Below are 18,787 nucleotides of genomic sequence, written 5' to 3'. Positions count from 1 at the left end.
GTATCTACGTTCGGATTGGATAAGTGCTGAAAGCATCTAAGTACGAAGCCAGCCTCAAGATTAGATCTCCCTTAAGGGTTGTTGTAGACTACGACTTTGATAGGACGCAGGTGTAAGTGCAGTAATGTATGTAGCCGAGCGTTACTAATAGCCCGTGACTTTTCTGATATAGGTTTATATACTTTTTATGGAAGTAAAGCGAAACAGTTTACTTTATTGAGTCCAAGATGTTATACTACAATGTGTGTATGGTAATTAACCATTAACCATTAAAAGGCATTTAGGTGGTTATAGCGTGAGGGATCCACCTCTTCCCATTCCGAACAGAGAAGTTAAGCCTCACCACGCCGATGGTACTGCTCACAAGGTGGGAGAGTAGGTAGCTGCCGATTTAATCTGAAAAGAGCTTGTTCTTAATTGAACAGGCTCTTTTTTTGGTTTAAAGGGGTTGGAGGTCATTAAGGGTCAGCGGATTTTCCCGGTTGATTATACTTGTCGCGTATCACGAATATCTATCGTTCCTTCAGAACTCACTTGTTGTATTGTCGTGATACCCAGGGTGGCGCAGACTTTCAGCCTGCTTACCCATGGGCTTTTATCATCGTTCCTCCGGAACTCGCCCCCTTTAGGGCTGGGGTGGCTTTCAGCCAGTTGAAGTGCTTAAAGTTCCTAAGAACCCTAAGAATCTTGAAATTCCTAAGGTTGTTAAAGCTGTTATAGTCCTTGACGTCCTTAAATCCTTTAAGGTCATTAAAGCCCCTAAGATCCTTTATTATACTGAAGGAGGCGTATAGCCCTTAAGGCTCCTAAGATCCTTAAAGGTCTTAAAGTCTGTAAGGTCGTTAAAGTTCTTAGAGTCTTTTGGCGCTGCGCGCTGCTTTCATTATCTTTGCATAAGATAGGATGCGCTTTGGCAATTCAAGCAAGCTTGATTGCGCTCAGCTTTCATTATCTTTGTACCTCAAAAGAGAAGAAATTAATACATGTATTATATAGAACAGGAAGAAATAGAGAAACATCTTTCTACAAAGGCATTCCGTCTGGTGTCGGAGGTGGCTGATGCATTACAACTGGAAACATATGTGATTGGCGGATATGTCCGGGATATCTTTTTGCGCCGTCCTTCGAAAGATATTGATATTGTAACCGTGGGCAGCGGCATAGCTTTAGCTAAAGCGGTGGCTGCCAAACTGGGGCGCTCTGCCTCCCTTTCTGTGTTTAAGAATTTCGGTACGGCGCAGGTGAAGCTGGGTGATATAGAACTGGAATTTGTCGGTGCCCGCAGGGAGTCCTATAGTCGCGACAGCCGCAAGCCCATTGTGGAGGATGGGTCCCTGGCCGATGATCAGAACCGGCGTGACTTCACGATCAATGCCATGGCCTTTTGCCTGAACAAAGATCGCTATGCGGAATTGGTCGATCCTTTTGATGGTTTAGACGACTTGGAGACCCTGACAATCCGTACCCCCCTCGATCCGGATATTACCTTTAGCGATGACCCGTTGCGCATGATGCGAGCCATCCGCTTCGCTACCCAATTGGGCTTCTTTATCGATCCGGATACCTTCGATGCGATCGAACGGAACAAAGAGCGTATCGAGATCATCTCCAAAGAACGTATTATAGACGAATTGAATAAGATTATTCTTGCGCCCAAACCTTCTATTGGTTTCGAGTTGTTAGATAAATGTGGTTTGTTGGATATTATCCTGCCGGAGTTGACCGCCTTGAAGAAGACCGAAACCAAAGAGGGGATCGGTCATAAAGATAATTTTGCCCATACCCTAATGGTGTTGGATCGCTTGAGTAAGACCTCCGATGATCTGTGGCTTCGCTGGAGTGCCCTGTTGCATGATATAGCCAAACCGACCACCAAACGCTGGGATAACCGCCTTGGCTGGACCTTTCATAATCATGACTTTATGGGTATGAAGATGATTCCCGTTATCTTCCGCCGGATGAAGCTGCCGATGAACGAGAAGATGAAGTATGTGCAGAAAATGGTTAGCCTGCACATGCGCCCTATTGCGTTGGCGGATGATGAAGTGACCGACTCGGCTATTCGTCGCCTCTTGTTTGATGCCGGCGATGATATCGACGATCTGATGAAACTCTGTGAGGCCGATATCACCAGCAAGAACCCGGATAAAGTGCGGCGTTTCCTGAATAACTTCCGCCTGGTGCGTGAAAAGATGGTGCAGATCGAAGAAAAAGATCGTGTGCGTAATTTCCAGCCGCCCATATCGGGTGAGGAGATTATGGAAACCTTCCACCTTCCCCCTTCCCAGCCTGTGGGCACCTTGAAGGAGGCCATCAAGAACGCGATCCTCGATGGCGTTATTCCGAATGAATATGAAGCGGCTCATCGGTTTATGATGGAGAAAGCCAAACAGATGGGGCTGGTGTAATCGATGGCCGGGCTTTATATACATATTCCTTTTTGCGCCAAGCGTTGTCTTTATTGTGATTTCTTTTCTAATACGGATATGTCTTATAAGGAGGCCTATCTGAAAGCGCTTACCCATGAGATTGCCTTGCGATGCGATTACCTGGAGGGAAAACCGTTGGAAACAATCTATTTTGGTGGTGGGACACCTTCGCAGTTGAGCGCTTCCGATTATGCTATCCTTTTTGAATCGATCACGAAACATTTTGATTTGTCCAATCTGAAAGAGGTGACACTCGAGGCTAACCCGGATGATATGACCGCCGTCTATGTCAAATCCCTCTCTGCTTTGCCCTTTAACCGGATCAGTCTGGGCGTGCAGAGTTTTGATGCGGATGATTTGTTGTTTCTGAACCGGCGGCATACGGCTGAACAGGCTGTTCAGGCGGTAGAACATTGTCGCGAATATGGGTTTACGAATCTCAGTATCGACCTGATCTACGGCCTACCCGGGCAGACTGCCGCGAAATGGCAAGCCAACCTCGAGGCTTTTCTGCGCTTAGATATTCCGCATCTCTCGGCCTATCACCTGATTTATGAAGAGGGAACTCCCCTTTATCGGCTGTGGCAAGAGGGGAAGGCTCAGGCGGTGGACGAAGAGGTGAGCCTGCAGCTCTTCTCTGCTCTTATCGATTCTTTGACAGAGGCGGGCTATGAGTCATACGAAATATCCAACTTTGCCCGTCCGGGTTATCTCTCTAAGCACAACAGCTCCTATTGGAACGATAAGGAATACCTGGGAGCAGGCCCTTCGGCCCATTCCTATAATGGGAAAGAGCGTGGCTGGAATGTCGCCTCTCTGCCCCGTTATCTGCAAGGAATAGAAAAAGGGAAACCGGACTTTGAAGTGGAACGGCTGACGCTGACCGAGCAATATAATGACTATATCATTACCCGTTTGCGCACGATGTGGGGCCTCTCTTACTCTTCCGTTCTTGCCCGCTTTGGTGAGTCTTATCTGTCTCATTGCCAACGAGAAGCTATCCCTTTTTGTCGGCAGGGGTTATTGATTGAAGAGGGTGACAATCTCCGTCTTTCCCGCGCCGGAATCTTTCTCTCCGACACCATTATGCGCGATCTCCTTTTTTGATGACTTTGAACGAACTCCCGCAGTTCGCATGACGAATCTTGCGGTTTTAAGTACAAAAACTGCGCATTTTCACCTTTTTTGAGAAATAAAATGCTTGCATACTAAAAGTATTGTTATATATTTGTCGCGTTATAAAGTAGCAACGTAGTGCCGTATTTGTACATAATCGCTGGATGCAACGGAGCAGGTAAAACAACCGCATCCTTTACAATTCTACCAGAAATGCTGAAATGTAAAGAGTTTGTGAACTCCGACGAGATAGCCAAGGGGCTTTCCCCTTTTAATGCAGACAGTATCGCCGTAGCCGTGGAAGCCAGTCGTATCATGTACAAACGTATTAAAGAGTTAATAGCAGCAGGCGAGACATTCGCTATGGAAACTACGTTGGCCACCCGGTCTGTTGCAAATCTGATTCGGGAGGCTCAAAGGGAAGGTTATTATGTTACGCTTTTGTATTTTTGGTTGAATACGCCGGATTTGGCTGTTGAGCGTGTGAAGATGCGTGTAGAGTCCGGAGGGCATAATGTGCCGGAAAATACTGTGCGCCGGAGATATGCCTCAGGCATTAAAAACCTCTTCAAACTATACCTACCCGTTAGTGACTATTGGATGATAACAGACAATTCCATGACTTCGATGGAGATTATAGCCAAAGGATTCAGGGATGAACGAAAAGAGATTTTCAATCCGATTATTTACAATAGACTTGAACAATATGAGTGAACAAGAAGTAAAGGAATTCGAAGAGAATATAGTAAAAGGAGCAACAATAGCATTCCAGCGATTGGTAAAAGAGAAGAAGAAAGAGGATGGGGAACTCGTTTTTTCTCGCAACGGAAAAGTATTCAGAGTAAAAGCCGCCGAATTGGAATCATTTGTATGTTAAAAGCAAGCTATATTTTTTGAGAAGCAAAAGAAAAATGGAAAGGCAGATGGAGTGTTTCATCTGTCTTTTTTTATTTTTTTACGGAGGATTGTGATATTTCAAAGGCGGATGCGTCTAATAGATTAGGTAAGCATAAAACAAAAGAATACTCATTAAAAAAACAATGTGATGAAAAAGGTATTATTGATTCTTCTCTGTGTGTGTTTCGGCCTCTCGGCCAGTGCTCAAACCAACTCCCGCTTCAACGGGGCGCTCTTATGGGAAGTCTCCGGGAATGGCCTGGAAAGCCCCTCGTATGTGTTGGGTACCTTCCATCTCTTTCCGGAAACCTTTGTGGATAGCATTCCCGGACTGCGCGATGCGATGCAGGCTACGGCTCAGGTAGTGGGCGAGATCGATATGCTCGATATGGCATCGGCGCAAATGAAATTGATGCAGGCCGCCATGTTGCCGGAAGAGGAAAGCTATAAGAAATTATTGTCCGACGATGAATACAAACGCCTGGATGAAGGACTTAAAGGGCTTATCGGTGCAGGCCTCGATCAGATGGGCAGTGTGAAGCCCGGTATGATCTCTCCCGCTATCGCGATAATGTTGTACACCCAGATCGATCCGACCTACAACCCTACCACCTTTGTCGGTATTGATACCTATATGCAGCAAGTAGCCAAGGAGGCAGGCAAGCCGGTTGTCGGCTTGGAGACGGTGGAAGATCAGATCTTTGCGCTGTTCGACGCAACGCCACAGCGGATGCAGATGGAGAGCCTGTTGTGTAGCATTGAACATATGGATGGTGCGGTTGATGAAATGAAAACCTTTATCGAAGATTACCGTTCCGGCAATCTGAATAAGCTCTACAATGATTCCTATTATGATACCAGCAACCCCTGTCATGTGTATGGCCTGGCGGGAAAAGAGGCCCTGTTGGATAATCGCAACGCCAAATGGATGGAGCAACTACCGCGGATCATGTCCGACAAGGCGAGTATGATTGTTGTAGGAGCTGCCCACCTGGTGGCGGAAGAGGGTATCCTGAATCAGTTGGATAAGTTGGGCTATAAAGTCGAAGCCGTAGGCGCCGGCAAGTAATCCGGCTGGATATGATGCATGCTTTTCCAAAGACTATAACGCGCCTCGGGGTTGATTTCCTCGAGGCGTTTTAGTATCTCTTTGAAGTCGGAGCGGCTGGACGTGGTTTCGTACGGGCAGTTCTTCGTCTGTTTCCGGTATGCCCGGTCGGCCGCCAGGGCGATCAGTTCTTTTTCTGTAATCAAGCATAAGGGGCGGATAATATCCATGGGGAATTTCTCCATCCGGAGTAGGGGAGGCATGGTGGCAATCGCTCCCTGATGCGTCATATTCATCAAAAGCGTTTCCAATAGGTCGTCCTGGTGATGTCCCAGAGCTATCTTGTTGCATTTCTCCTTTTTGGCTATGTCGAACAAGGCCTTGCGGCGCATCCAGGAACAGAGAAAACAGGGCGATTTGCGTTTGTCGGTCGAAGGATCGAACGAGGTGCGGTGCACGATAAAAGGAAGGTCATGTGCCTCAGCCACAGAGCGCAGATAGTCGATATCCGAGGCGTACGGAATATTTTCCATCACCACATGGGCTACCACCACCGTGAACCGGGGACTGAATATCTTAGAACGTCTGCCCAATAGTTCGACCAGCGCCAATGAGTCCTTCCCGCCCGATAACCCCACCAAGATGCGGTCGCCGTCGTTGATAAGTCCATAGGTACGTATGGCCTTGATAAGCTTTGCGTCTATCTTGCGCACAAGGCGTTCTTCCGTCGTTTCCTTTGCCATAATAATAGGATGAATTGAAGAGCAAAAATAGCGATTTTCCTGTTTGTTTTCGCACCACGCGCTCTGAATTATTAAAATACAAAGTGTAAGCAAAAAGTGGATTTTGCTTTACAATATGATACGTTAAAAAGTGTTACTCGCGGGACTAATTTTAAATACCCCCACGTTTTTGGAAAAATAGTCGTGCGATTTTGACAATTTGTAAATTTACATTTTCCCCAATTCGAAGATTTCCAATTTGTAATCTGTCAGTTTTTGCTTACATTTACCCGATGTAAAACACCTAAAAAACGAAAACATGAAACAAACATGTCTATATTGTGATGATATTCAAACACAGGAGAGTCTGATGATTAAACTATGTGACCTGCCGGCTTCAACGGTTTTTTTGTTCCGGGAGCAAACGTATAAAGGAAGATGTGTGGTGGCCTATAAAGAGCATGCGGTCGAGTTGTATGAGTTAAAAGGCGAAGAGTTATTGGCTTATATGGAAGATGTCAATCGGGTGGCCCGGGCGATGAAGCAGCTCTTCAATCCGGCGAAAATCAATTATGGCGCCTATTCGGATAAATTGCCTCACCTGCATATGCACCTGGCACCCAAGTATGTGGATGGTCCGGATTATGGTGGTGTGTTTGTGATGAATCCACAAAAAGTATATCTGACAGACGAAGAATACCAGAAGATGGTAGAGGATTTGAAAGGGGCGTTGGGGGTTATTTGAATACCGCTACGGATTGTGCATATAAAAATATTCTTATCTTTGAAAGCAGTTTAACAAAATGTTAGAACCTGAAACGATGAACCGCTTTATTAAAAAGATATTATACATAGTGGGAGTCGCCTGTATCAGTGCGTCCGTGCAGGCACAGAGCCTGGATCAGGCCAAGAAACTATATGACGAAGGCAAATACGAAGAGGCAAAACCTGCCTTTGAACGGTTGGTGAAACAATCGCCCAACAATGGCTCGTATAACCATTGGTATGGGGTGTGCTGTTATGAAACCGGTGATCTGGAGAAGGCAGAGACCTATCTGCAGGTCGGTGTGCGTCGCAAGGTGATGGAGTCTTCCCGCTATTTGGCAGAGGTCTATTTCGCGCTTTACCGGTTCGAGGAATCCGTGGAGATGTATGAAGACTATATCGGGCAGTTGACAAAGAAAAAGCAGGATGTCGAGCCTTTCCAATTGAAAAAGAACCGGGCGGAGAATGCGCAACGGATGTTGGATAAGGTAGAAGATGTGCAGGTGATCGATAGCGTGGTAGTCGATAAAGAGGGTTTCCTGAAGGCTTATGCGCTGAGTGAAGAGAGTGGATCGCTGACGCTGTTTGCTGATTTCTTCGAAGCGGAACAGGCTGTCCCCTCGGTGGTTTATAAGAATCAGAAGGGTGATAAAATCTATTATGCCCGGGAGACGGACGACAATGCGCTCTGTCTTTTTACCCAATCCTACCTGATGGATCATTGGGGTGATGAGAAGCAATTGCCCATGAATGTCAATAGCGACGGGGATGATAATTATCCTTTTGTATTGACCGATGGGGTGACGATCTATTATGCCTCGAAAGGAAACGGCTCGTTGGGTGGCTATGATATTTTTGTGACCCGTTACAATATGAACAGCGATACCTATCTGACGCCGGAGCAGTTGGGTATGCCCTATAATTCGTTCGCTAACGATTATATGATCGTGTTCGACGATACGAAGAAGTTGGGCTGGTTTGTGTCTGATCGTTATCAGCCGGAAAATAAGGTATGTGTGTATCTGTTTATCCCGAATGAGCAGCGCAAGCGCGTGGAAAGCGAAGATACCGAGATGAAAAGAGCCCGGGCGATGCTGGCCGATATCCGTGTCACCTGGAAAGAGGGAGAGGATTATGCCGACCTGATCGAGCTGGCTTACGAGGAGATACCTTATGGCCGGGAAGAAATCAAGAAGGATTTTGAGTTTGTTATCACCAATGACCTTGTTTATTATACGCTTGAAGAGATACAGAGTCCGGAAGCCCGTAGCATTTATGAGAAGGTGGTGGCGCTGAACCGGCAGATTAAAGAGCTGGAAGAGAAGCTCGATGAGCTACGCGAGGAATATCATGCGGGCGATAACGCGCAAAAGCAGCGTTTGCAACCACAGATCCTGCAAAGCGAACAACAATTGGCTCAATTGTATAGTCAACCCGAAGGCTGGGAGAAGAAAGCGCGCAATGCGGAAATACTCTATTTGAGAAAAAACAACACACGATAATAAAATCTAAAGTATGGATATAGTCATTATTGCCTTTCTGATGGGATTGTCCATCGCGTTAATTCTGATAGAAGTGTTTCTATTGCCCGGCATCACATTGGCCGGTATAGGGGGAGGATTGTTCGCTGTTGGCGGTGTGATCTATGCCTATACGATCAGTCCGATGATCGGACATATCACCCTGGTTGTTTCGGCGGTTGTTTTTGTTGCCATATTCTTTTGGCTGTTGCGCTCCAATTCGTTCCGGAAGGTAGCCCTTCATGCGGATGTTGATTCAAAGATCACCTCTACCCGTGAGTTGGGCATCGAGGTGGGCGACGAAGGCCTTACACTCTCGCGCCTGGCGCCTATCGGTAAGGCATTGATAAAAGGGATCACGGTAGAGGCTAAGTCGCGTGAAGAGTTTATCGACGAGCAGACCGAAGTGACGGTGGTTCGGGTAGACGGTTATAATGTGATCGTTGTGCCCAAAAATGAAGAGATAAAATAATAGTATTAATCATTAATAAAGTAAAAACATGTACATGCCTATTGTATTATTGATAGCAGCGATATTCCTGCTAATCTTGTTTTTCTACTATGTGCCGTTCCTGTTGTGGATCTCGGCCAAAGTGTCTGGGGTAAATATATCTTTACTTCAGCTCTTTCTGATGCGCATCCGTAATGTACCTCCCGGAGTGATCGCGCGCGCTATGATCGAAGCCCATAAAGCCGGACTGAAATCGCTGACACGCGACGAACTGGAAGCACACTACCTGGCCGGTGGTCATGTGGAGCGTGTGGTGCATGCCTTAGTTTCGGCCTCTAAAGCAAACATCGACCTATCGTTCCAGATGGCAACAGCGATCGACCTGGCAGGACGTGATGTGTTTGAAGCGGTGCAGATGTCGGTAAACCCGAAAGTAATCGATACACCTCCGGTAACGGCTGTGTCGAAGAATGGTATTCAGTTGATCGCCAAAGCGCGTGTAACGGTACGTGCCAACATCAAACAATTGGTTGGGGGTGCCGGTGAAGAGACTATCCTGGCTCGTGTAGGCGAAGGTATTGTGTCGTCGATCGGTTCTTCGGAAAACCATGAGACCGTATTGGAAAATCCGGATACCATCTCTAAACTGGTATTACGCAAAGGACTGGATGCCGGTACGGCTTTCGAAATCTTGTCTATTGATATCGCGGATATCGACATAGGTAAGAATATCGGTGCGGTGCTTCAGATGGATCAGGCGCAGGCGGATAAGAATATTGCTCAGGCGAAAGCGGAAGAACGTCGTGCGATGGCTGTTGCGATGGAGCAGGAGATGAAGGCAAAAGCGCAGGAGGCTCGCGCGAAGGTGATCGAAGCCGAAGCCGAAGTGCCTAAAGCTATGGCGGAAGCCTTCCGTAGCGGTAACCTGGGGATTATGGATTACTATAAAATGAAAAATATAGAAGCGGATACCAGCATGCGCGACTCGATCGCTAAGCCGGCACAGAATCCGAATAAACCGATTAAATAAGAGTAGTTTATGACGCGTGTTATTCCCGCTTCAGAAATGCCAATCAATGCAGATGGAAGTGCCTTCCATCTGCATTTGAAGCCTGAACAACTGGCTGACCGGGTGATCCTGGTGGGCGATCCGGCAAGGGTTGGAACGATAGCCTCCTATTTTGAGGAGGTGGAGTGCGACGTAAGCAGTCGCGAGTTTCATACGATCACGGGGCGTTACCAAGGGAAGCGCATTACGGTGGTCTCCCATGGCATTGGTGGGGATAATATCGATATTGTCCTGACAGAGCTCGACGCCCTGGCGAATATCGATCTGGAAAGCCGAACTGTGAAGCCGGGGTTCCGACAACTGACGCTGGTTCGGATCGGTACCTCCGGAGGCTTGCAGCCTTTTGTTCCAATCGGGACCTACGTGGCTGCCGAACGGTCGATCGGTTTCGATGGGGTGATCTATTTCTATGATAAAAATGAAGCTGTACGCGACAAGGCGTTTGAAGCAGCTTTGTTGCAACAGTTGGAATGGAAAATTAAGGAGCTGCAGCCCTATGTGGTTCCGGCGAATCCCTCTTTGACGGAGCAGATCGCACAAGACGATATCGTCCGGGGAGTAACCATTGCGACCAATGGATTCTACGGCGCCCAAGGACGGGAGTTGCGCCTCGCTTTAGCCGATCCCGCACTGAACAAAAAGATCGAAGCCTTTACCTATCAATCCCGGCAGATTACCAATTTTGAGATGGAGAGCTCCGCTTTGGCAGGCCTGGCCGCCCTGATGGGACATCGGGCATTGACAGTCTGCTGCATCATTGCCGGACGCGTCGCCAAAGAAATGAACACGCAATACAAAGACAGCTTAACCGGCCTTATCGAGAAAGTGTTGGAGAGGATTTGATTTTTCGATTGGAATAATGTGAATGTAACGGAAAGTCCGAAAGGACTACTACGTGGATAACCTCGTGCAAGACAAAGTCGCAGCTCGAGGTAAATATGACCAATCCTTACTTAACTCCGAAAGGAGTTTAACGTTAATACTAACCATTAAAATAAACCTAAACTATGTCTGCCTACCGACAAATATTATATCATATCGTTTTCCGCACGAAAGGAAGCCGAAAGAGTATAAACCAAAAACATGTAGTTGATTTATACAACTACATTTGGGGTATTATCAAAAACAAAAAATGTGTTTTATTCCGTATTAATGGCATGGAAGATCATCTTCATATTCTATCTGACCTGCACCCTTCAGTCGCTTTGGCTGATTATATTAGAGAGATAAAGGTGTCCTCTGGCAAGTGGATGAAGGAATCAGGCCTCTTCCCAGGTTTTGATGGTTGGGGCATAAAGTATTGTGCCTTGACCTATTCATACAAAGAGCGAAACACTCTTATTGACTACATCAAAAACCAACAGGAGCATCATAAGCGAGAGAGTTTTCAGGAGGAAATCAGGCGTTTCTTTAAAGAAGAAGGGGTGGATCTGGATGAAAAATGGTTTTGGGTGGATAGTTGAACTCCTTTCGGAGTTGGAGGAGTTAGCTTCCTTTCAACCCCGAGCTGCGCCTGAACGGCTTGCACGGGGTTATCCACGTAGAAGTCCTTTCGGACTACGGGGAATAGCGAGGTGCAAACGAATACTGCACGGGTTATCCACGTTAAAGTCTTTTCGGGCTCTAAGTATGGGTATGTCGACAAAATCCTAAGAATATATAACAGATAAACATACTATTTAATTTTCCTCTATCTTTGTAGGCTATATCATCACAAATAATGTATGGGAAGAAGATCTGCAAAGAAAGAATATAATCCGAACCGTCCCCCTCGTGCGCGACGTGTCACTGTTGAAGAAAAAAACTCACTACTATCATTCCTTTTTCAGGAGCTCAATCAGCAGAGTAAGAGTTCTGTGAAAGCGATGCTGGGGCATGGGCAGATATCTGTAAACGGAAAAGTAACCACGCAATTTGATACACCTCTTGAACCGAAAGATGTGGTTGGTATCAGTTATGAACGTGGAAAGGTGGCGTTCAATCATCCTCAGTTGAGTATTTTGTGGGAAGATGATCAATTGATTGTTGTCCGCAAGAAAGAGGGATTGCTTTCGGTTGCCAATGTGCGCGAGAAAGAGCGTACGGTAGTTCATCTGTTGAGCAACTATGTGAAGAAGATGGATCCCCGGAATAAGATATTTATGTTGCACCGCCTGGATAAAGATACCTCGGGCGTTATGGTCTTTGCCAAGAACCGCGGTATTCAGGAGTCTTTTCAATCGGGTTGGAACCGCTTGGTGACCGAGCAGGTCTATAAGGCTGTGGTAGAAGGACGCCCGGAGAAGGAGAGCGATTTGTTGCATTCTTCTCACGCAGTTGATGAAACGAATCTGCGATCGGTTGTTGTGGCAGAAGATGATGGTGATGAGGCTATTGCTCGTTATAAGGTGGTCAAAAGCAATGAGATGTTTTCTTTGTTGGAGATTCGCCTGGAGAGCGGCCGGCACAATCAGATTCGCAATCAATTAGGCGCTTTAGGAAATCCGGTTGTCGGAGACCGACGAAACGGTTCGGAAAATAACCCGGCAGACCGCCTGATGCTGCATGCTTCTAAGCTTACCTTCGTGCATCCGGGAACAGGAGCGGAGATGAGTTTTGAAACACAAACACCAAGTACATTTAATACTTTGACAAAATAAACACAAAACAAACGCAAAACAAACATTAGTAGACTGAACATGAAAAAGTTAACTGGCATTTTATTGTTTTCTATTATCGCCTTCATGACCCAGGCGCAAATATTGGATCCGATCAAATGGAAAATAGAACTGGACGACCCGGGAACGGCTGAAAAAACACTTGTCTTTACTGTTTCCAGTGAACCGGGTTGGCATGTATATGATATGAATCTGCCGGAGGGCGGACCCGTCTCTACCTCTTTTACTTTTGAAACGGCAGAGGGGGTGGAATTGATAGGTAGTCCGACTCCTTCTGTTGAACCGACCACGATTTACGATGATATGTTTGAGATGGAGCTTCGCTGGTATAGTGGTTCTTTCTCTTTTCGGCAGCCGATAAAGGTGACCGATGCCAAGAAGTTTAAATTGGTAGGTGAGGTAGAATATATGGCTTGTAACGATGAGACCTGTCTGCCTCCCGATCGGATAGACTTTGCTTTTGATCGTAAATCAATTCGTATGGATGCTGTAGCAGAAGCCATCGAAGAGCCGACGGTGGATGAGCCTGTTACCGCCGAAGCTGGCAAGGAAGAGGTCGTGGAGATCAAACCGATCTCGTTGGCACCGGCAGAGCAAACGGATGTCGTTTCCGGCTTGACAGACAATAGTGGTTTGTGGGAACCGGTGGTCGAAGAGCTGAAGGCGTATGGTGATCCGGTTGTATCGGCAACGGACACCTCTTGGATATGGATATTCTTAGCCGGCTTTTTAGGAGGATTGATTGCGCTATTGACACCTTGTGTGTGGCCAATGATCCCGATGACGGTCAGCTTCTTCCTGAAGCGCACGAAGGATAAGAAAAAAGCGCGACGCGACGCCTATACCTATGGGATAGCCATCATTGTGATTTATCTGGTGATGGGTCTGTTGATCACGGCTTTATTTGGAGCGAGCGCGTTGAATGATCTTTCGACCAATGCGATATTTAATATATTGTTCTTCCTGTTGTTGGTGGTCTTCGCTGTCTCTTTCTTTGGAGCATTCGAGATCGTATTGCCTGCTTCCTGGACAAATAAGATGGACCAGAAGGCCGATTCGACTACGGGGCTGTTGAGCATATTCTTTATGGCCTTCACCTTGGTATTGGTCTCTTTCTCTTGTACGGGACCGATTATCGGTACGTTGCTTGTGCAGGCGGCCGCCATGGGTTCCCTGTTCGGACCGGCCATTGGTATGTTTGGCTTTGCCCTGGCGTTGGCTATTCCGTTTAGTGTCTTTGCTATCTTCCCGCACATGCTGCAGAGTATGCCGAAGTCGGGCGGATGGCTGAATTCGGTGAAGGTAGTTTTGGGATTCCTGGAACTGGCGTTGGCGTTGAAGTTCCTTTCAGTTGCCGACCTGGCTTACGGATGGCGCATCCTCGACCGGGAGGTGTTCCTGGTATTGTGGATCGTTATTTTTGCCCTGTTAGGCTTCTATCTGTTAGGAAAGATTAAATTCAATCACGATAGCGACCTGAAACATGTCTCTGTTCCGCGTCTGTTTATGGCTATTATCTCTTTTGCTTTTGCTATCTATATGGTTCCGGGGCTTTGGGGTGCGCCGCTGAAGGCTATTAGCGCATTTGCTCCGCCCTTGTATACGCAGGATTTCAACCTGTATGATAATGAGGTGCATGCGCCTTACGACGATTATGAAGCGGGTATGGCCTATGCCAAGCGGGTGGGTAAGCCGGTTATGATCGACTTCTCCGGTTATGGCTGTGTGAATTGCCGGAAGATGGAGGCATCGGTCTGGACGGATGCTCGCGTGAAGCAGATGCTGGAGAATGATTATGTCTTGATTACCTTATTTGTTGATGATAAGACCCGTTTGCCGGAAACGATAGAGATTGAAGAATATGGACGCACGCGCAAACTGAAAACGGTAGGGGATAAATGGAGTTATCTGCAGCGGAGTAAGTTCGGTGCTAATGCACAGCCTTTCTATGTCCTGTTGGATAATGAAGGAAAGCCGCTTGCGCCTTCTTATGCGTTTGATGAGCGTGTGCCGCAATATTTACAATTCCTGCAGGAGGGGTTGAAACAATACAAGAAATAAATGAAGAGTGAGGAATGAAGAATGATGAATTATCTCTTAAAATTCTTCATTCTTCATTCCTCATTCTTCACTAGAAAAGTTATGGATCGAAGAGAAGAACAGTTGAAAGCCTTCGGGCAACTACTCGACATTATGGATGAACTGCGGGAGAAGTGCCCGTGGGATCGGAAGCAGACCAATGAGAGCCTGCGTTCCAATACGATAGAAGAGACTTATGAACTCTGTGATGCTCTGATACGAGATGACAACGAGAGTATCAAAAAAGAACTGGGTGACCTTCTGCTTCATATCGTGTTTTATGCCAAGATAGGCGAGGAAAAAGGGGCTTTCGATATCAAAGAGGTGTGTGACGCTTTATGTCGGAAATTGATATTCCGCCATCCTCACGTGTTCGGTACCGACGAGGCCGAAACTCCCCAACAGGTGGAGCAGTCGTGGGAGCAGATAAAACTGAAAGAAAAAGGTGGCAATAAGACCGTCTTGGAAGGGGTGCCGGCGGCACTTCCTTCGGTTGTGAAAGCGCACCGCATACAGGATAAAGCCCGGAATGTGGGCTTCGACTGGGATGAACGCGAACAGGTGTGGGATAAAGTGCAGGAGGAGATTGGTGAGTTGAAGGCCGAGATTGCTGCGATGGATGCAAATCGCATGGAGGATGAGTTTGGCGATCTTTTCTTTAGCCTGATCAATGCAGCGCGTCTGTATAAGATCAATCCGGATAATGCCCTGGAACGTACGAATCAAAAATTTATCAAGCGGTTTAATTACCTGGAAGCTTACGCCAATCAATGCGGACGATCCCTGAAGGAAATGCCTTTGGAGGAAATGGATCGTATATGGAATGAGGCGAAGAAAAATGAAGAATGATGAATAAAGAATGAAGAATGAGGAATTGTCTCTTAAAAATTCTTCATTCTTTATTCCTCATGCTTCAATTAAAAAGTATATATTTATGCCAAATTAGAGATAATGCAGCCATATATTGAAGATGAACTTGTGAAGCAGTTGCGTGATCCGGATCAGCAGAGGCATGCTTTCGCAAAGGTGGTGAGCGCTTACGGGGAGAAGTTGTATTGGCAGATCCGTAAGATGGTATTGGATCATGACGATGCGAATGACTTACTGCAAAACACCTTCCTGAAGGCGTGGATGAATATTAATTATTTCCGGGGTGATGCCAAGTTGTCGACCTGGTTATATAAAATTGCGATTAACGAATGTATTACATTCCTTAATAAGCAACGCGCCCAAAATAATGTGTCCATCGATGATACGGATGTTTTTCTGTTGGAACGCCTGAAGGGTGATGAGTATTTTGATGGCGATGAAGCGCAGATGAAGCTGCAGGCGGCCATATTGTCTCTGCCGGAAAAGCAGCGGCTTGTGTTTCAGATGAAATATTATGAAGAAATGAAGTATGATGATATGTCTGAAATCCTGGGCACATCGGTTGGTGCCCTAAAAGCCTCTTATCATCATGCGGTGAAGAAAATCGAGGAGTTTTTAGTAAAAGATGTTTAAACCATTTCGTTTGTTGATTGTCATACATGCAGAAAAGATAGCTTCTTATGAAAAAGAAAGAAAACAAACTGGATCAATTCAAGGACAAGAATCCATTTTCTGTGCCTGAAGGTTACCTGGAGAACCTAACGAGTCAGATTATGAGTCAGCTGCCGGAACAGCCGGAGCAGATTGAAGAGGCGAAGCAAGTAACCATGATGGCTCGCATTCGTCCCTGGCTTTATATGGCGGCCGTCTTCTTAGGTTTGCTTTTGTTTTTCCGCGCCTTGGTGGGAATAACAGATACGGACGAAGGGGGTACTACGGATTCTTTGTTGGTGCACACGACCGTAACCGACTCGTTCTATCCGGAAGGAGAATCGTATGACGAAGAAGAGGAATATTGGGATTATATAGAAAACACATACGCAAGCTATATTTTGGCAGAAGAAATGCAGTTTTCTGAATAAAATGATAATAAAACAGGGCTTTTTACATATTTTTGTAATATTATTTGTATGAATAAAATATTTATTGTTACATTTGTCGCAATTTCTGTGTTATTCTCTTTTGATCTTAGTGCGCAACAAAATGATCAGAAACAACGGAATGACAGAAATGCTATGCGAGAGGCTTTTGAGGCTAAGCGAAATGCGTTCATTACAGCAGAAATGGGGTTGACCCCGGAAGAAGCAGCGGCATTTATTCCGTTATGTGATGAATTGCGCAGGAAAAAGTTTGAAGTAGGGCATGAGTGCCGGATGTATTCCCGAGGAATTGAGAAAAAAGAAAATCCAACTCCGGAAGAATATACAAAAGCTACCGATGTATGTACTGAAGTAGCCATGAAAGAGGCGCAGCTGGAAAAAGAGTATTACGAAAGGTTTAAGAAAATACTTGCTCCGGAAAAACTCTACAAATACCGGGAAGCGGAAATGAAGTTCGCTCGGCAGTTGATGAGAGAGGGTGGTCCAAGAGGCGACGAACACCGGAGAGAGCAAAATAGGAATAACAATAAGTAAAAGATATCATTATTTGTGTTTTTTGTTTAGATTTAGTTTTGGCGTTTAAGTTAAGGGAGGGGTGGCGACGTGATGTCGGTTCCCCTTTTGTTGTTTAAAACGGTATCTCTTTCGCTTTTCGACCGGCTCTCCTTCTTGCGTATTTAGCAGGAATACACTACCTTTGCAGCCTATCTGAAAATTATTCATTTAAAATATAATAGACTTATATGGCAACGACAGCTGATTTTAGAAACGGAATGTGTCTCGATATTGATGGAAACTATTTCTTTATCGTTGAATTTCTTCATGTGAAACCAGGAAAAGGCCCGGCTTTTGTGCGTACGAAACTGAAAAACGTAACCACAGGGCGTGTGTTGGATAAAACCTGGAACTCGGGTGTGAAGGTAGAAGAGGTGCGTATCGAACGCCGTCCGTACCAATTCCTTTACAAAGATGAAATGGGACATAACTTTATGCATCCGGAAACATTCGAACAGATCTCTATCCCGGGCGAAAGCATTACCGGTGTTCAGTTCCTGAAGGAGGGAGATATGGTAGAAGCGATGGTGCATGCTGCTAGCGAGACGATCCTGACTTGTGAACTTCCGGCACATGTGGTATTGGAAGTGACCTATACAGAACCCGGCGTAAAGGGAGACACGGCTACCAACACTTTGAAACCGGCTACGGTTGAGACAGGTGCTGAAGTGCGCGTTCCTCTTTTCATCAACGAAGGCGAAAAGATCGAAATCGATACCCGTGACGGCTCGTATGTCGGCCGCTCGAAAGAGTAATCGACGGAGAGATCTCGTTTTTTTACAAATTAAAACCAACACCTACTATGAAAACAAACCAGTCTATTTCTATCAAGAAATGGGCGGAAGAAGACCGCCCACGGGAGAAGATGCTTTCCAAAGGCGCCGCTATGCTCACGGACGCGGAACTGCTTGCCATTCTGATCGGTTCGGGGCATGCGGAAGAGTCGGCGGTGGATCTGGCTAAACGGATACTGCTTTACGTGGATCATAATCTGAATAGCCTGGGAAAGCTGACAGTGAAAGAGCTTGTCGCTACATTCAAAGGAATAGGAGAGGCCAAAGGGGTGGCGATTATTGCCGCCCTGGAACTGGGCAAACGCCGTGGGGCTTCGGATGTGCAACAACGATCACTTATCCGATGCAGCCAGGATGCTTATCAGTTGATGCATCCCCTGCTCTGCGATCTGCCCCACGAAGAATTGTGGGTAGCGCTGACCAACCGCGCGGGAAAGGTGATCGGGAAGGTGAAGGTCAGCCAGGGTGGGACAACGGAAACGGTGGCCGATCTGCGCTTGATCCTCAAAGAGGCTATCATCAGCCTGGCTTCCGGCATTGTTCTTTACCACAACCATCCTTCCGGAAACAGGGTAGCAAGCCCCCACGATGATCTGTTGACTGAACGCCTGAAGAAATCCGCACAGCTGATAGGTATCACCCTGTTGGATCATATCATTATAGCCGACAACAGCTATTACAGCTATGCCGATGAGGGGCGATTGTGATAATAAAT

The 18,787-nt window shown here is 46.4% G+C and carries 20 protein-coding genes and 2 rRNA genes; 21 read left to right on the top strand and 1 reads right to left on the bottom strand.

Translation table 11 applies throughout. The features are described from left to right. The 7 genes from M2134_RS14525 to M2134_RS14495 all read left to right on the top strand — a co-directional run. Positions 1 to 168, top strand: a 23S ribosomal RNA gene (locus M2134_RS14525); the annotation flags it as partial. 112 nt (positions 169 to 280) lie between these two features. Further along, a 5S ribosomal RNA gene (gene rrf, locus M2134_RS14520) occupies positions 281 to 392 on the top strand. Positions 393 to 983: 591 nt separating this feature from the next. Next, positions 984 to 2,408: an HD domain-containing protein gene (locus M2134_RS14515; protein WP_280752162.1), complete on the top strand. Its 1,425-nt coding sequence runs from the start codon at positions 984 to 986 to the stop codon at positions 2,406 to 2,408. A gap of 3 nt (positions 2,409 to 2,411) precedes the next feature. After that, the gene (gene hemW, locus M2134_RS14510) at positions 2,412 to 3,536 is read left to right on the top strand and encodes a radical SAM family heme chaperone HemW (protein ID WP_280752161.1); all 1,125 of its coding nucleotides are present in this window, start codon (positions 2,412 to 2,414) and stop codon (positions 3,534 to 3,536) included. A gap of 147 nt (positions 3,537 to 3,683) precedes the next feature. Then, a complete protein-coding gene (locus M2134_RS14505) occupies positions 3,684 to 4,259 on the top strand; it encodes a zeta toxin family protein (protein ID WP_280752160.1) in 576 nt (191 codons plus the stop codon). Then, positions 4,252 to 4,422 carry a hypothetical protein gene (locus tag M2134_RS14500; protein WP_280752159.1) on the top strand — a complete coding sequence of 57 codons (171 nt, stop codon included), beginning with the start codon at positions 4,252 to 4,254 and terminating at the stop codon, positions 4,420 to 4,422. Before M2134_RS14505 ends, M2134_RS14500 begins: the two co-directional genes overlap by 8 nt. Positions 4,423 to 4,590: 168 nt before the next feature. Further along, positions 4,591 to 5,511: a TraB/GumN family protein gene (locus M2134_RS14495; protein ID WP_280752158.1), complete on the top strand. Its 921-nt coding sequence runs from the start codon at positions 4,591 to 4,593 to the stop codon at positions 5,509 to 5,511. Here the strand turns inward: M2134_RS14495 and M2134_RS14490 are convergent. After that, positions 5,478 to 6,233 carry an ATP-binding protein gene (locus tag M2134_RS14490; protein ID WP_280752157.1) on the bottom strand — a complete coding sequence of 252 codons (756 nt, stop codon included), beginning with the start codon at positions 6,231 to 6,233 and terminating at the stop codon, positions 5,478 to 5,480. The genes M2134_RS14495 and M2134_RS14490 overlap by 34 nt on opposite strands. Before the next feature lie 298 nt (positions 6,234 to 6,531). Between M2134_RS14490 and M2134_RS14485 the strand changes: the two genes are divergently transcribed. The 14 genes from M2134_RS14485 to radC all read left to right on the top strand — a co-directional run bounded on the left by M2134_RS14485 (position 6,532) and on the right by radC (position 18,779). Next, positions 6,532 to 6,957, top strand: a complete 426-nt coding sequence (locus M2134_RS14485) for an HIT family protein (protein ID WP_280752156.1) — start codon at positions 6,532 to 6,534, stop codon at positions 6,955 to 6,957. 76 nt (positions 6,958 to 7,033) lie between these two features. After that, positions 7,034 to 8,479 (top strand): tetratricopeptide repeat protein, encoded by a 1,446-nt coding sequence (locus M2134_RS14480; protein WP_348525049.1) that lies wholly within the window; start codon positions 7,034 to 7,036, stop codon positions 8,477 to 8,479. A gap of 13 nt (positions 8,480 to 8,492) precedes the next feature. Then, positions 8,493 to 8,969 (top strand): NfeD family protein, encoded by a 477-nt coding sequence (locus M2134_RS14475; RefSeq protein ID WP_280752154.1) that lies wholly within the window; start codon positions 8,493 to 8,495, stop codon positions 8,967 to 8,969. Positions 8,970 to 8,997: 28 nt separating this feature from the next. Continuing rightward, positions 8,998 to 9,978, top strand: a complete 981-nt coding sequence (gene floA, locus M2134_RS14470) for a flotillin-like protein FloA (RefSeq protein ID WP_280752153.1) — start codon at positions 8,998 to 9,000, stop codon at positions 9,976 to 9,978. A gap of 9 nt (positions 9,979 to 9,987) precedes the next feature. Next, positions 9,988 to 10,860, top strand: a complete 873-nt coding sequence (locus M2134_RS14465; RefSeq protein WP_280752152.1) for a nucleoside phosphorylase — start codon at positions 9,988 to 9,990, stop codon at positions 10,858 to 10,860. A 164-nt stretch (positions 10,861 to 11,024) separates the two neighbouring features. After that, a complete protein-coding gene (locus tag M2134_RS14460) occupies positions 11,025 to 11,480 on the top strand; it encodes a transposase (RefSeq protein WP_280752151.1) in 456 nt (151 codons plus the stop codon). Positions 11,481 to 11,741: 261 nt separating this feature from the next. Further along, on the top strand, positions 11,742 to 12,656 hold the full coding sequence (locus M2134_RS14455; RefSeq protein WP_280752150.1) for an RluA family pseudouridine synthase: 915 nt from the start codon (positions 11,742 to 11,744) through the stop codon (positions 12,654 to 12,656). A 39-nt stretch (positions 12,657 to 12,695) separates the two neighbouring features. After that, entirely contained in the window at positions 12,696 to 14,735 is a 2,040-nt protein-coding gene (locus M2134_RS14450; RefSeq protein WP_280752149.1) for a cytochrome c biogenesis protein CcdA, read from the top strand. Positions 14,736 to 14,816: 81 nt separating this feature from the next. After that, the gene (gene mazG, locus M2134_RS14445; RefSeq protein WP_280752148.1) at positions 14,817 to 15,602 is read left to right on the top strand and encodes a nucleoside triphosphate pyrophosphohydrolase; all 786 of its coding nucleotides are present in this window, start codon (positions 14,817 to 14,819) and stop codon (positions 15,600 to 15,602) included. 102 nt (positions 15,603 to 15,704) lie between these two features. Then, the gene (locus M2134_RS14440) at positions 15,705 to 16,256 is read left to right on the top strand and encodes a sigma-70 family RNA polymerase sigma factor (protein WP_280752147.1); all 552 of its coding nucleotides are present in this window, start codon (positions 15,705 to 15,707) and stop codon (positions 16,254 to 16,256) included. Between the two features lie 47 nt (positions 16,257 to 16,303). Further along, positions 16,304 to 16,705: a hypothetical protein gene (locus tag M2134_RS14435; protein ID WP_280752146.1), complete on the top strand. Its 402-nt coding sequence runs from the start codon at positions 16,304 to 16,306 to the stop codon at positions 16,703 to 16,705. Positions 16,706 to 16,753: 48 nt separating this feature from the next. Continuing rightward, a complete protein-coding gene (locus tag M2134_RS14430) occupies positions 16,754 to 17,257 on the top strand; it encodes a hypothetical protein (protein WP_280752145.1) in 504 nt (167 codons plus the stop codon). Positions 17,258 to 17,466: 209 nt separating this feature from the next. Next, positions 17,467 to 18,033: an elongation factor P gene (gene efp, locus M2134_RS14425; RefSeq protein ID WP_280752144.1), complete on the top strand. Its 567-nt coding sequence runs from the start codon at positions 17,467 to 17,469 to the stop codon at positions 18,031 to 18,033. A 47-nt stretch (positions 18,034 to 18,080) separates the two neighbouring features. Next, a complete protein-coding gene (gene radC, locus M2134_RS14420) occupies positions 18,081 to 18,779 on the top strand; it encodes a DNA repair protein RadC (protein ID WP_280752143.1) in 699 nt (232 codons plus the stop codon). Positions 18,780 to 18,787: the final 8 nt, after the last annotated feature.

The sequence above is a fragment of the Parabacteroides sp. PM6-13 genome (assembly GCF_029892605.1).
Classification (GTDB): Bacteria; Bacteroidota; Bacteroidia; order Bacteroidales; family Tannerellaceae; genus QVMG01.
The sequence above is the reverse complement of the archived record's forward strand: the minus strand, read 5'-3'. Positions and strand labels throughout refer to the sequence as shown.